At 60.1% G+C, this 13928-nt stretch carries 9 protein-coding genes and 1 pseudogene; 5 read left to right on the forward strand and 5 right to left on the reverse strand.

All coding sequences use genetic code 11. From position 1 onward, the window contains the following. Window positions 1-6: 6 nt before the first annotated feature. The 3 genes from ACVVH8_RS15700 to tpx all read right to left on the reverse strand — a co-directional run bounded on the left by ACVVH8_RS15700 (window position 7) and on the right by tpx (window position 5101). Window positions 7-3108, reverse strand: coding sequence for an MdtB/MuxB family multidrug efflux RND transporter permease subunit (locus tag ACVVH8_RS15700; RefSeq protein ID WP_475224657.1), 3102 nt, complete (start codon window positions 3106-3108; stop codon window positions 7-9). Next, complete coding sequence (locus ACVVH8_RS15705) at window positions 3105-4412, reverse strand: MdtA/MuxA family multidrug efflux RND transporter periplasmic adaptor subunit (RefSeq protein ID WP_475224660.1); 1308 nt, start codon at window positions 4410-4412, stop codon at window positions 3105-3107. Before ACVVH8_RS15705 ends, ACVVH8_RS15700 begins: the two co-directional genes overlap by 4 nt. Window positions 4413-4600: 188 nt before the next feature. Further along, window positions 4601-5101, reverse strand: a complete 501-nt coding sequence (tpx, locus tag ACVVH8_RS15710) for a thiol peroxidase (protein ID WP_103302155.1) — start codon at window positions 5099-5101, stop codon at window positions 4601-4603. A 336-nt stretch (window positions 5102-5437) separates the two neighbouring features. Here tpx and ACVVH8_RS15715 point away from each other — a divergent pair, with 336 nt between their 5' ends. Beyond that, on the forward strand, window positions 5438-5863 hold the full coding sequence (locus ACVVH8_RS15715; protein WP_475224662.1) for a YciI family protein: 426 nt from the start codon (window positions 5438-5440) through the stop codon (window positions 5861-5863). 121 nt (window positions 5864-5984) lie between these two features. On the opposite strand, the gene ACVVH8_RS15720 is transcribed toward ACVVH8_RS15715, so the two are convergent. Next, a complete protein-coding gene (locus ACVVH8_RS15720; RefSeq protein ID WP_401296581.1) occupies window positions 5985-6188 on the reverse strand; it encodes a cold-shock protein in 204 nt (67 codons plus the stop codon). Window positions 6189-6379: 191 nt separating this feature from the next. Between ACVVH8_RS15720 and ACVVH8_RS15725 the strand changes: the two are divergent. From ACVVH8_RS15725 to ACVVH8_RS15735, 3 genes and pseudogenes are all read left to right on the forward strand, one after another. Further along, window positions 6380-7837: pseudogene (locus ACVVH8_RS15725) on the forward strand (spermidine synthase); the annotation flags it as partial. A gap of 100 nt (window positions 7838-7937) precedes the next feature. Next, entirely contained in the window at window positions 7938-9575 is a 1638-nt protein-coding gene (locus tag ACVVH8_RS15730; protein WP_475224664.1) for a J domain-containing protein, read from the forward strand. After that, complete coding sequence (locus ACVVH8_RS15735) at window positions 9572-10576, forward strand: DUF3829 domain-containing protein (RefSeq protein WP_475224667.1); 1005 nt, start codon at window positions 9572-9574, stop codon at window positions 10574-10576. The genes ACVVH8_RS15730 and ACVVH8_RS15735 overlap by 4 nt, the downstream gene beginning before the upstream one ends. Window positions 10577-10622: 46 nt before the next feature. Here the strand turns inward: ACVVH8_RS15735 and ACVVH8_RS15740 are convergent, their stop codons facing one another. Next, window positions 10623-11294 (reverse strand): DUF3313 domain-containing protein, encoded by a 672-nt coding sequence (locus ACVVH8_RS15740; RefSeq protein ID WP_103302159.1) that lies wholly within the window; start codon window positions 11292-11294, stop codon window positions 10623-10625. Window positions 11295-11509: 215 nt separating this feature from the next. On the opposite strand from ACVVH8_RS15740, the gene ACVVH8_RS15745 reads away from it, so the two are divergent. Further along, complete coding sequence (locus ACVVH8_RS15745; protein WP_475224669.1) at window positions 11510-13870, forward strand: tetratricopeptide repeat protein; 2361 nt, start codon at window positions 11510-11512, stop codon at window positions 13868-13870. Window positions 13871-13928: the final 58 nt, after the last annotated feature.

Below are 13928 nucleotides of genomic sequence, written 5' to 3' on the forward strand. Positions count from 1 at the left end.
CTGCCTTCATACCGCCACCTCTTCGGTGTCGGCATCGGTTTTGCCAAAACGACGGCCGAGACGGTCGAAGTACAGGTAGATCACCGGTGTGGTGAACAAGGTCAGCACCTGGCTCACCAGCAAGCCACCGACCATCACCAGACCCAGCGGTTGACGCAATTCAGCCCCGGAGCCGGTGGCCAGCATCAACGGCACGGCGCCAAACAACGCCGCCAGCGTGGTCATCAGAATCGGCCGGAAACGCAACAGCGCCGCCTGATAGATCGCCTCCTCGGGCGCCATGCCCTGGTTGCGTTCGGCATCGAGGGCGAAGTCGATCATCATGATCGCGTTCTTTTTGACGATGCCGATCAGCAGAATGATGCCGATGATCGCGATCATGCCCAGGTCGTTGCCGCTGAGCAGCAACGCCAGCAAGGCGCCGACCGCCGCCGACGGCAGGGTCGAGAGAATGGTGATCGGATGGATGTAGCTCTCGTACAGCACGCCGAGCACGATGTACATGGTCACCACTGCCGCCAGAATCAGCAGCAAGGTGCTCGACAGCGACGCCTGGAAGGCTTCGGCCGCGCCCTGGAACTGGGTCTGCACGCCAATCGGCATGCCGATGTCTTTCTGCACCTGTTCGATAACGTCCACTGCATGCCCCAGCGCCACACCCGGTGCGAGGTTGAACGACATCATCACCGCCGGGAACTGGCCGATGTGAGTGATCGCCAGTTGCGCCTGACGCTCTTCGACGTGGGCCAGACTCGACAGGCGTACTTGCGCACCGTCGGTGGTTTTGACGTGAATCTGATCCAGCGCCTGCGGGCCGATCTTCTCTCCGGCCTGCGCTTGCAGGACCACGCGGTACTGACTGGCCTGCGTATAAATAGTCGAAATCTGCCGCTGGCCGAAGGCGTCGTACAGCGCATCGGTAATGTTCGCCACCGAAACGCCGAGGCGCGAAGCGGCATCGCGGTCGATCACCAGATAGACCTGCAAGCCTTTGTCCTGCAAATCGCTGGCAACGTCGGTCAGTTCCGGACGCTGCGCCAATGCCTCGACCAGTCGCCCACTCCATTGGCTGAGCAACTCAGAGTCAGGCGAAGACATGCTGAACTGGTACTGCGTGCGACTGACGCGATCTTCGATGGTCAGGTCCTGCACCGGCTGCATGAACAGACGGATACCGACCAGTCTGTCCAGTTGCGGTTGCAGGCGTGCAATCACTTCGGTAGCGGTCAGATCGCGCTCGCCGTGAGGCTTGAGGTTGATCAGCAAGCGACCACTGTTGAGCGTGGCGTTGTCGCCATCGACGCCGATGTAGGACGACAGGCTTTGCACCGCGGGGTCTTGAAGAATGACCTTGGCCAGTTCCTGCTGACGCTCGCCCATCGCGGCGAAGGAAATTGACTGCGGGGCTTCGGAAATACCCTGAATCACCCCGGTGTCCTGCACCGGGAAGAAACCTTTGGGTACGACCATATAAAGGAACACGGTCAGCGCCAGTGTGCCGATGGCCACTAGCAACGTCAGCGGTTGATGCTTGAGCACCCACTGCAACTTGCGTCCGTAAGCAGCGATCATCCAGTCGATGCAGGCGCCACTGGCCCGGTAGAAACGGCCCTGCTCATGCTCTTCCGGCTCGCGCTTGAGCAGACGCGCGCACATCATTGGCGTCAAAGTCAGCGAGACCACGAGGGAAATCAGGATTGCCACCGCCAGAGTGATGGCGAATTCGCGGAACAGCCGTCCGACCACGTCGGCCATGAACAGCAACGGAATCAGCACCGCGATCAACGACAACGTCAGGGAAATCAGGGTGAAGCCGATCTGCTTGGCGCCCTTGAGCGCAGCTTGCATCGGACTGTCGCCCTCTTCGATGAAGCGCGCGATGTTTTCCAGCATCACGATCGCATCGTCGACCACAAAACCGGTGGCGATGGTCAGGGCCATCAGGGTCAGGTTGTTGACCGAGAACCCGGCCAGGTACATCACGCCGAAGGTGCCGATCAGCGACAGCGGCACGGCCACAGACGGAATGATCGTCGCGCTGAAACGGCGCAGAAACAGGAACGTCACCATCACCACCAAGGCGATAGCGATCAGCAGTTCGTGCTGCACGTCAGTGACGGAGGCGCGGATGGTCTGAGTGCGGTCGGTCAGCACCGTGACTTCGAGACCGGCCGGCAGGTTGTCGGTGATGCTCGGCAGCAAGGCCTTGATCCGGTCGACCACTTCAATCACGTTGGCGCCCGGCTGGCGCTGGATGTTCAGCAATACGGCCTGATTCAGGTTGGCCCACGCGGCCAGACGCTCGTTCTCGGCACCGTCGACGATTTCCGCGACGTCCTTGAGCCGCAGCGGCGCGCCATTCTTGTAGGCGAGGATCAGGTTGGCGTAATCCTTGGGCGACGTCAGTTGATCGTTGGCATCAAGCATCGACACCCGGGTCGGGCCGTCGAAGTTACCTTTCGGCTGGTTGACGTTGGAGGCGCTGATCAGTGTGCGCACGTCCGACAGGTTCAGGCTATTGGCGGCCAGCGCCTCCGGGTTGACCTTGATCCGCACCGCCTGACGCTGACCGCCGGCAATGCTGACCATGCCGACGCCGCTGATCTGGGCGATTTTCTGCGCCATGCGCGTATCGACCAGGTCATTGAGTTTGGGCAGGAGCATGGTTTTCGAGGTGATGGCCAGGGTCAGCACCGGGGTGTCCGCCGGGTTGACCTTGTTGTACACCGGCGGCGCCGGCAAGTCGGTCGGCAGCAGGTTGGTCGCGGCGTTGATCGCGGCTTGCACCTGTTGTTCGGCGACGTCCATGTTGATGTCGAGGCTGAAACGCAGGGTCAGCACCGAGGCGCCGCCGGAACTGGTCGAGGCCATTTGCGTCAGGCCCGGCATCTGCCCGAACTGACGTTCAAGCGGCGCGGTGACGGCACTGGTCATCACGTCCGGGCTGGCGCCGGGGTACAGGGTCATGACGCGAATGGTCGGGTAATCGACCTGAGGCAGCGCCGACACGGGCAGCAAGCGATAAGCGATCAGTCCGGCCAGCACGATGGCCAGCATGCTCAGGGTAGTGGCTACCGGACGGAGGATGAACAGCCGCGAAATGTTCATGCGCCCTTCTTGGCCTTGTCAGTGACGGCGGCGTCAGTCGGGGTCGCGGCAGACTTGCCTTGCAAGTGTTCAGTCGGCGTGGTCGGCACTTGGTTGCTGTCGTTGACCACCTCCACTTCGCTGCCCTCTTTCAGGCGGTCGGTACCTTCCAGCACCACGCGATCACCCGCTGCCAGGCCTTCGGTGATGACCGTGTTTTCACCGTCACTGGCGCCGATTTTCAACTGGCGGATGGTGACTTTCCTGTCACCGTCCAGCGCATAGACGAAGGTGCCGTTGGTGCCGAACTGGATGGCGGCGGACGGTGCCAGGACCACGCCTTTGAGCGTATCGGCGAGCAGGTGCACGTTGACGAACTGATTGGGGAACAGCGACTGATCGCGGTTCTCGTAACGGGCCTTGAATTTCAGCGTGCCGGTGGCGACGTCGATCTGGTTGTCGAGGCTTTGCAGCACGCCGGTGGCTTGCAATTTGGTGTCGCCGCGATCCCAGGCTTCGGCCGGCAGTTTGGCGCCGCTGCGATAGCGCGAGAGCACGGTGTCCAGGCTGTTTTCCGGGAGTGTGAAGGCAACACTGATTGGCTGGGTCTGGGTGATCACCGCGAGGAACGTGGTGTCGTTCGCCGTGACGAGGTTGCCGACGTCGACCTGACGCAGGCCGACGCGACCGGCAATCGGCGCGCGGATTTTGGTGAATTCGAGATTGAGCTTGGCGTCGTTGACCGCTGCCTGATTGGTCTTGACCGTGCCCAGGTACTGACCGACCAGCGCTTCGGCGGTATCGAGGGTCTGTTTGGCGATGCTGTCCTCTTTGAACAAACCGCGATAACGCTCGACGTCGACCTGTGCGTTTTTCAGCTGCGCCTGATTCTGCAGCAAGGTGCCTTCGGCCTGGAGCAAGGCGTTCTGGTAAGGGCGCGGATCGATCTCCGCCAGCAGGTCGCCGGCCTTGACCATCTGGCCCTCTTCGAAATTGATCTTCACCAACTCGCCACCGACCCGGCTGCGCACGTTGATGGTGTTCAACGCAGTCACTGTGCCCAGCGCCTTGTAATACAGCGGGAAGTCACCCGTGACCGCCGGCGCGACGCGCACCGGAATCGGTCCGGAGCCACCACCGAAGCCTGGGCGCATCATCCCCGAACGCCCGGTGTGCCCGGCCGCAGCCTTGTCTGCGCCCTCCTTGTGGGCTGAACCGGCTGGCCAGAATTTCCAGCACAGGACGGCAATAACCAACAAGACCAGCAGGCTGATCAGCCAGCGACGGGAGTGACGGGGGGACGATTGCATGGAGTGATTAACCATTGGGCGCGTGGGCTTCTTTTACAGGAGGCTGAACGATAAGCACTGGTGGGGGTAAAGCAAAGCAGCTTTACCGGCAATTTACCTTCAACTTACGTTTCAAGGTGTGAGGCAAAACACTGATACACAAATGAAAACGGCCTGGACAGGGCCAGGCCGTTAACAATTGTAAACCGCTTGTTTCAGAACACTTATTTCAGAACGGCCAGAGCCGCTTCGTAATTAGGCTCTTCAGCGATTTCCTTGACCAGTTCGCTGTGCAGGACGTTGTCGTTTTCGTCCAGAACCACGACGGCGCGAGCGGTCAGGCCTTTCAGCGGGCCGTCAGCGATGGCCACACCGTAGTTCTCGATGAACTCGGCACCGCGCAGGGTCGACAGGTTCTGCACGTTTTCCAGGCCTTCGGCACCGCAGAAACGGGCCTGAGCGAACGGCAGGTCAGCCGAGATGCACAGCACTACGGTGTTGGCGACTTCGTTGGCCTGAGCGTTGAACTTGCGTACGGAAGTGGCGCAGGTCGGGGTGTCAACGCTTGGGAAGATGTTCAGCACTTTGCGCTTGCCGGCGAAGTCTTTCAGGGTGACGTCGGACAGATTGCCGGCAACCAGAGAAAAGGCTGGCGCCTTGGAACCGGCTTGTGGCAACTGGCCGTTGACTTGAACCGGATTGCCTTTAAGGGTGACTTGAGCCATGACTTGAGTCCTTCTGATGTTTTGATTGGAAAGCATGCAAGAGGCCGAAGTTAACCACGAAATTGTCCGACGACCTATGCCCTGTCTGGAAATTGTTGGGTGCCTGCGCGAAAAATTGTATACACGATCCGCACAATTCCCATGTGGGAGCGAGCCCGCTCGCGAAAGCGTTGGATCAGTCAGCATAAATGCTGAACGTGACGACGTCTTCGCGAGCAGGCTCGCTCTCACATTAGATTCTTCGGTGTTACTGGTCTTTTATTTAGAGACCCTGTCGATTCACCGCCGGCCCGTTCGACTAAGCAGTGAATCCCCACACGCCACGGAGTACTCACCATGCGATTCATGATCCTTGTCAAAGCCAGCGCCGATTCCGAAGCCGGCATCATGCCCAGTGAAGAACTGATTACCGCCATGGGCAACTTCAACGAAGAACTGGTCAAGGCCGGCATCCTCGTCGACGCCGATGGCCTGCACCCGAGCAGCAAAGGTGCGCGCGTGCGGTTTTCGGGTGACAAACGCACGGTGATCGACGGCCCTTTCGCCGAAACCAAAGAGCTGGTGGCCGGCTATTGGATCTGGGACGTGAAATCCAAGGAAGAAGCCATCGACTGGGTCAAGCGATGCCCCAACCCGATGCCGGGCAGCGACTCGGATATCGAGATCCGCCAGATCTTCTCCGCCGAGGATTTCGGCGCCGAATTCACGCCGGAACTGCGTGAGCAGGAAGAGCGGATCCGCGACCAAGCGAATAAATCCTGACCCAACCCGCGCATAGAATGCGATCAGCCTGTGGGAGCGGGCAAGCCCGCTCCCACAGGGGATTGGTTTTGATCCTCAAAAATTTGCAGCCTGCGGTAGCTTTTACAAAAAGCTGAAAGCGTTAAGCAGGCTGAATATTTATAGCTAGCAATTGTTTGGGCCCTCGGGATATTTCGAATGAAACCCTCTGGCCTGCTTCAAGTGTTTTGAAACCAGCGGTTTGAATGCTAGAAAAATGCGCAAATATATCATCGCCTCCCTCATCCGGAGTAATAAACCCAAACCCCTTGGCATCGTTAAACCACTTCACCGTTCCTGTTGCCATGATTGCCATCCTTTCGCTCATCTTCGCGCAAGCCGATAATTTCGCGCGGCACCCAACCATCAAACACCCATCCCCTCCCCCCGACAACTGTCAAACCTGACAGGGTGTAAATATCCACAGTCCCCGTTTACGAGCTGCCGCAGGCTGCGATCTTTGACGTTGATCTAAAAAACAAAATGAACAGATCGCAGCCTTCGGCAGCGCACGGCGCAGCATTTCCGCTGGCCTTGCGCCTGAGTGTCGGCCATGAGCGGGTCGGCCGTGATGTCGGCGCCGTGGTGGCGTTCAATACGCTGGGCGGAATTATCGGCGTGATGCTCTGCGGCTTTGTGCTGATCCCGCTGCTGGGGCTGGTGCGCATGCTGGGGCTGGTACGCCCCCTGGGCCTGTTGGCGATCATCGCGGCGGCGGTCGGTTACTTCGCGGTGCGCAAGGGCCACGGTGTGAAGAAAGGCCGGCGGCAGGCGGTGGTGGCGCTGGATCTGGTCTCGGTGCTGTTCGCTGTGCTGACACCGGTCAACAAGATCGCCAATCTATTACCCGGCGCACGCAACGGTACGCTGGCGTTTTATCAAGAAGGTCGCGGCGGAACCGTGGCAGTGGTCGCCCAAGGCAAAGGCGAGAACACCTTCCACCGTTTATACATCCAGGGGGTTTCCAGCACCGGCGATGCCATGCCGTCGCTGCGCTACATGCGCATTCAAGCGCTGCTGCCGCTGTTGATTCATAACGGCGAACCGCGTTCGACACTGGTGATCGGCTTCGGCACCGGTATTACCGCCGGCGCCATGCTGCGTTATCCGGGGCTGGAGCATCGCGTGGTCGCCGAGTTGCTGCCGGCGGTGGTCAATGCTGCGCCGCTGTTCAACGGCAATTTCAATGCGGCCAGTGATCCCGGCGTCGAAGTGCGTCTGCGCGACGGGCGCCAGGAACTGCTGCGCAGCGAACAGACTTACGATCTGATCACCCTCGAACCGCCACCGCCGTCGGCGGCCGGTGTGGTCAACCTGTATTCGCGGGATTTCTACCAGTTGGCCGCCAGTCGCTTGCAATCCCAAGGCCTGGTCGCGCAATGGCTGCCGCTGCCGACGCAGAACATCGATGACTCGCGCTCGCTGGTGCGCAGTTTTCTCGACGTCTTCCCCTACGCGAACCTCTGGACCAGCGAATTCTACGAAATGTTGCTGGTCGGTTCGATGCAGCCGATTGAACTGGACGTGGCGAAAATTAACGCGCGCTTCCAGCAGGACAGCGTGCGCGGCACTTTGCAGGATGTCGGCATCGGCTCGGCCGCCGCCCTGCTTTCGACCTGGGTCACTGACCTTGAAGGTCTGGAACGTTTCGCCGCCAACGTTGCGGCGGTCACCGACGATCAACCGCGCATCGAGTACGCGCCGTGGGTGCGAGCCAAGGAAATCACCCGTGTACTGCCAGCGCTGCTCGATCTGTATCAGGCGCCGCCACTGTTGAACGCCGACGCCGGTTTCAATGATCGGATGGCAGCGCATCGGCAGCGTCTGATGCAGTTCTATCGGGCGAGTCTGCATGCCTATGACGGCGATCGTGATGCCTGGGGTCGTGATATCCGCGAAGTGATGCGCGGTGACGGCGGCAATCCGTATTTCCGCTGGTTTATTATCGGTAACTGAACGGCGACTGAGGACTTTCTGACGCGAAACAGGTAGGGTGCGCAAAATCAAATTGCCACCACTGGACCGCGTCGCAGGTTTTCATGGAGTTGTACACGCAATGAGTTGCTGGACCGTCCTTGGCCTTTCGGCCGACGCCGATACGCGCAGTATCAAACGCCAATACGCCGCCCTGCTCAAAAAAACCCGTCCGGACGAAGATCCGGAGGGGTTTCAGCGCCTGCGCGATGCGTATGAACAAGCCCTCAATGACAAGGAATGGGCACAGTTCCACGAAGAGCGGGAGGCCCCCGAGCCTGACGCCAGCCAATGGGACTTGACCGGCCTGACCGTGGTCGAAGCCGATGCCCTGCAACTGGTCACGCGCTCGCTGGACGGTATCAGCCTCGAAGAACTGCGCCAGCGTCACGCACTCGCCGTCGAGCAAGGGTGTGCGCACATCCTCGAAGAAACCCTGTTGCAGCATTGCATCGAACAACCGCAATCGTCCGGGCCGCTGGTGGATTGGGCGGTGCAGCAGTATCACTGGTTCAGTGCCTGGCAACGCCTTGAGCTGGACGAAGAATCCGTTGAACTGCTGCTGGCTCAACAGCGTGAGCGCGTCACCCAGCCCCTGTGCGATGCACTTGAGCAGCAAGACAGTGAAGCTTTTTTGCAGGCTTACCAGGATCGCGTCAACGTCCTCTGGCTTGAAGGCGAAGTGCACCGACAATGGTTCAACCGCTTTTTGAGTCAGTTGCTGCTGGACAGCCGTTACTGGTCTGCGCACATTTTCGAGCAGGTTTGCGCCGGCCAGGGCTGGCACGCAGGCCCGTCGAACCGCTGCCCCGAAAGCGAGTGGAAGCGACTGGTCGCGCGCCATGAGGCGCCGATTTTTCTGGCGCGACAGCGCCAGCTCGCCCAGGAACCGCTCGCCACGCCGCAACACCGCGCCGCACGCCTGTTACTCGGCAGCGGACCCTTCAGTCAGCGCCGCGCGCTGGCCCGGCGCCTGCACGAGGAGGACTGGGCCCAGTGCCGTCAGTTGAGTTCAGCGCTGTACGCCAACACGCCCGAGATCTGGGCGGACATGCCCGGCGGCACCGCGTTCTTCTGGCGCGATTGGGAAACCCGTTTCAACGACTGGCCAACTTACGTGGGCGTCGTGCTGGCCTGCCTGATCGGCGCATTTACCCACTTCATCCCGCAGGGTCTGCGTCTCAGCGGGCTGATCAATATCGTCATGATCACAACGGTGGTGTTTGCAGTGATCGGCGCCGGGCTCAATTGGCTGGTGCATAATTTTGCCCATCGCTGGTGGGTGCTGGATGACCGGCTCAGTGCGCGGCTTTGCCTGGGTTTCGCCGCTGAGTCACCGCCGTTCGGGGTCCTGCGCGATCTGATTCCCTGTGCACTGATGGTGGCCGGGTTGAGCTGGTTTTTCGGCCCGATCGCCGGCGTAGTGTACGCCACGACGTTGGCGACTTTCGGGCTGATACGTCGGCGGCAGGTCAAGCCACACGTTTCCTGGGAACAGACCAACCCGCTGCTGAAAGTCTGTCTGACGACCCTCGCGACCATGCTGTTGATCGTTGTGCTCGGCGTGATCAATGTGATCGGCAGCCAAGGCACGGTCAAGCGCAACCAGGGGCTGCAACCCTGGACCGAACGTTTGTGCAGTCGCATGCCGGCGACCACCGCTGAATGCAGCGCACCGGCAACCGTTGAACAGTGGTACGGCAAGGAGGCGCACCCATGAATACCAAACTGCTGTTCCCGATCGGTCTGGTGATCGGTGTCGTCGTCATGGGTTTGACCGGCGCCAGTCGCCCCTTCTCCCAACTCGACCTCTGGCTCGATCAACGCGATGCGCCGGTCACCGCCCAAGCCAATGCCTTGAGCCCGCTGATTGCCTGCGTTAATCGGGTCGACGTGCAATGGCGCGTGGCTTATGACCTCTACAAGACCCCACAGCCACCTCGGCAGATCACCGAGCAATGGTTGCGCAGCCTCAGCGATTTTGAAGACAGCGATGCGCACAATGTGCGCGACATCCAGCGTGACCTGTGCTCCAGGCGTCTCGCTGAAAAGCTCGAGCTGTTGGCCTATCAGCCGGAACTGGCACAAACGGCAAATGCCTACGCTCGCGCGCTGGACCAGGTGGCGATGACGATACCAAGCGGCCGGTTTGACCGGGAAGCGAGCTTTGTCACCGGGACACAGAATGCCGCGGCCCTCATTGTCGAAAATGTTTTTATTCCGCCCGTGGCAGACAGTTACAACAGCGCTTCAATCGCACTGAGAGAAAGCCTGCTGCCCCTCGATGCCGCGCAGCGACCCGAACAGTTGAAGCGCCTGGAAGAACGCGTGGGCAAGGACATCCACTGGTATTTGCTGGCCTATATGATGCAGGCGCGCGAGACCATCGACGTGCTTGATGCAGCCATGAAAAACCGCACGCTGACCCCGCAACTGCTGGCCGACACCACAGCAAAATTGCAACAAGCCTGGGATCGTCGGGAACCCTTTCTTGTCGCGCAAACGAGTGGCGGTTTCCAGACCAGGACTGACGCGGCACGGGATCTGTGGTTGTACATCGGCAAGCCGTCGACCGTCTATCTACAGGCGTTGAACACCCTGCACAAGGACTGGCAGGAACACGCCCCACCGCAGCGCCTGAGCGACGACTTCTACACGGTCGGCCGCAGTTACGATGGGCTGCTCAGCTACTACAACCGCAGGGCCAGAGCCGAGTTCTGAGGCCGCACGCGGGATCGCTCACCCTGAACGATCCCGCTGCCGGATCTTACTTCGCCTTGAGTTTGAGGTAGGACTGATGCAAGTCCGAAGCCCAGCCATCGATCACGCCTTTGACGTCATTGGCTTTCATCACTTGCGAATCGTTTTCCAGTGGTTTACCGGTACCTTTGCGCACCACCTGGGCGACGACTTTGTTGTTGCCGCCGTCGAGGAATACCGCTTCGGTGGCCAGGGTGGTTTCCTGATCGCGGATGCCGCTAGCGGTACTGACCGCTGCTGCCACCAGCGCAATCGGAATGACTTCGTAAGGCTTGAGGCCTTCGGTCTTGCTGCTCACCGCAGTGATTGCCGCACGCACCACGATCACCCCCGGGCCAGGACCGGCGGCCAGTGGCAGCGACTTGCCGATTTCGCGTTTGAGTGCCTGATCGTAATAGCTGGTGATGCCGTTGAGGGTCTGCTGCGGAATCTTCGTGGTCGGTTGCGGTTTTGGATAGAGCTGGGTCGGTTCGATATAGACGCTGGTGAATTTGTTGATATCGACTTTCGGATCGATCCAGCGCATCACTTCGGCGCCGGACGGCGACTTGGCCTCCTTGAGCTGGCTGTAGTCCTTGAGAAACCCGGAGTATTCATCGGGAGCAACGGTTTTGCTCGAGCAGCCGACCACGCCGAGGGTGGCGATGCAGAGCGTGCCCATCATTACTGCTAGCTTCATGCTGTAACTCCTGTCAGAAGGCCTGAATGTATTGCTTGAGGGGGTGCTACAGGTATAGCCAAAACCTCGGCAATTGCGATTCGAAATCACAAAATTCATGCAAGACTGCGCGGCGCCTCACACGTGTCATTTGACAGACGCCGGGCATCCGGCAAAGCTGCACCGAGCTTGAACGCACGCCAGACGGCAAATGCACCTGGACTACGGAAGTCGCAATGCCCAAGCATAAAAATAAAACCGTACAACCTGACCCTGATTCGTCTCCATCCGCACTTTCCCGCTACTTGTTCCCCATCACCATCGGCGTCCTCTTGGCCGCCGTGGCGGGCATCGGCTGGTTTCTGTTCAGCCCAGCTCCGCCGCCGATAAAACCAGTCCCGCTCAGCACGCCCGTCGCCCCGCCCGCGAAACCGCAGACGGTGATTGCGAGCCAACCGGCAACGATGGTCGATGAGCAACAGTGCCAGGGCTGCCACACCGAACAGGTCAAGGACTGGCAAGGCTCGCACCACCAGTTGGCGATGCAACCGGCGACGGCCGAAACCATGCTCGGCGACTTCAGTAACGTGACGTTCAACGCTGAAAAGGAAACCACGCGGTTTACGCGCAAGGGCGATGAGTTCTGGGTCAACACGCCCGGCATCAACGGCAAGAATGCCGACTTCAAAGTCGCCTACACCTTCGGCATCGCCCCGCTGCAGCAATACCTGATCGAAGTCGGCGAAGGACGCCTGCAAGCGCTCGGCGTTGCCTGGGATACCGAGAAGAACCGCTGGTTTCATCTGTATGCTGGCCAAGGCGTCAACTTCAAGAATCCGCTGCACTGGAGCAAGCCAAGCCAGAACGCCAACTTCATGTGCGTCGAGTGCCACACCACCGGTTACAAGCGCAATTTCGATGCGGCCAGCAACACGTTCAACAGTCAGTGGAACAGCCTCGGCGTTGGCTGTCAGGCCTGCCATGGCCCGGCATCAAATCATCTGGAATGGACGCAGAAAAAAACCGACCTGATCCACGCCGGTTTCGATGTCGACCTCAAGGACAAGAACGCCACCGTAGAAATCGAAACCTGCGCCCGTTGCCACGCGCGCCGTGCGCCGCTGGGCGATGGCTACACCGTCGGCAAACGCCTGATGGACGATTACCTGCCGAGCACCCTCACCCGCGAGCTGTATGCACTGGACGGCAAGATCAAGGATGAAGTGTTCGAACACGGCTCGTTCCTGCAAAGCAAGATGTTCGACAAGGGTGTGCGTTGCAGCAATTGCCACAACCCGCACAGCACCGAACTGAAAGCACCAGGCAACGCGGTGTGCCTGCAATGTCATAACACCGCCGGCAAGACCGCGGTCGAAGGGGTCGACGGCAAAGGCTTGCAAGCGAAGAACTACGACTCCATCGAACACACCCGCCACACCATGGGCCAGCCCGGCTCGCAGTGTGTCGATTGCCACATGCCGGGCAAGTTCTACATGGGCAATGACTTCCGTCATGACCACAGTTTCAGCATTCCCGATCCGGAACGTGCGCAAAAGCTTGGCACGCCGGACGCCTGTCTGACCTGTCATCAGGGCAAGGCTGGCGATAAGGTCACCGCGCAGTTCAAGTTATGGAACGCTTCCACTGCCCCGCAAGCCCCGCGTTATGACGAAAGCCTGTGGCTGATCCGCAACGGCCATCCCGGCGCTGCCGACGCGTTGTACGCGCAATTGCAGCGCAGCAATCTGCCAGCGATTCAGCGCGTCACGTTGCTCGCGGAACTGCCGCTGTACCCCAGTGAACAAGCGCTGAAACTGGCAACCCAGGACCTGAAGAACCCGGCGCCGCAGGTACGAGAAAGTGCTGTGCGAGCGATCAGCGCGTTTCTGCCACCGCCGGAGCGGGCGCTGTTGTTGTCGCCGCTGTTGGCTGACCCGGTGAAAGCCGTGCGCATTGTCGCGGCCAGAGATCTGCTGAGTGTCGCGCACAACAATACGTTGGGTGCAGCGCAAGCCAACTGGGACGCGGCGATTGCCGAGTACGAAACGGTGCAAAAAAGCCTGGCGGAACGCGCCGAGGCCAATCTGAACCTGGCAATGCTCTATCAGGCCAGCGGTCGCAGTTCGGAGGTTGAAGGTCTGCTGCGCAGCGCCCTGAAACGCGACCCGGATTTCTACCCGGCGCTGGTGACGCTGGTGCAATGGCTGGAGGCCAATGGGCGTGGTCAGGAAGCACAACAGCTGCTCAACGACAGTCTCAAGCAGCATCCGGAGGCAGCCCTGTTGCAGCACACCCGCGGCCTGTCGCTGATCCGCGCCGGCAAAACCGCCGAGGCCATGACTGCCCTGCACAAAGCTGCGCAACTGGAGCCGCAGAACGCGCAATACGGGTATGTGCTGGCGGTGGCGCTGCACGACAGTGGCAAGGTTGATGAGGCGTGTGAGGTGCTGGAGGGACTGTTCAAGGTGCAACCGGCGAATCGCAATGCGCGGCTGTCGTTGATGCAGTATTACCTTGAGAACGGCAAGGAGCCGAAGGCGCAAGTGCTGCTGCAGGGCTGGAAGAAAATGAACATGGGCGATCCCGCCCTGAAGTAATCCACTACCCCCTATAGGAGCTGCCGCAGCCTGCGGCAGCTCCTATAGGGTTCAGGTT

It is taken from the genome of Pseudomonas trutticola BRTCR10 (genome assembly GCF_056155105.1).

What these genes read in the sequence shown, in the direction of transcription:
- ACVVH8_RS15745 (WP_475224669.1), top strand. Translation starts at nt 11,510, where the DNA reads ATGCCCAAGCATAAAAATAAAACCGTACAACCTGACCCTGATTCGTCT.
- ACVVH8_RS15700 (WP_475224657.1), bottom strand. Translation starts at nt 3,108, where the DNA reads ATGAACATTTCGCGGCTGTTCATCCTCCGTCCGGTAGCCACTACCCTG.
- ACVVH8_RS15720 (WP_401296581.1), bottom strand. Translation starts at nt 6,188, where the DNA reads ATGGCAACAGGAACGGTGAAGTGGTTTAACGATGCCAAGGGGTTTGGG.
- ACVVH8_RS15740 (WP_103302159.1), bottom strand. Translation starts at nt 11,294, where the DNA reads ATGAAGCTAGCAGTAATGATGGGCACGCTCTGCATCGCCACCCTCGGC.
- ACVVH8_RS15735 (WP_475224667.1), top strand. Translation starts at nt 9,572, where the DNA reads ATGAATACCAAACTGCTGTTCCCGATCGGTCTGGTGATCGGTGTCGTC.
- ACVVH8_RS15705 (WP_475224660.1), bottom strand. Translation starts at nt 4,412, where the DNA reads ATGGTTAATCACTCCATGCAATCGTCCCCCCGTCACTCCCGTCGCTGG.
- tpx (WP_103302155.1), bottom strand. Translation starts at nt 5,101, where the DNA reads ATGGCTCAAGTCACCCTTAAAGGCAATCCGGTTCAAGTCAACGGCCAG.
- ACVVH8_RS15715 (WP_475224662.1), top strand. Translation starts at nt 5,438, where the DNA reads ATGCGATTCATGATCCTTGTCAAAGCCAGCGCCGATTCCGAAGCCGGC.
- ACVVH8_RS15730 (WP_475224664.1), top strand. Translation starts at nt 7,938, where the DNA reads ATGAGTTGCTGGACCGTCCTTGGCCTTTCGGCCGACGCCGATACGCGC.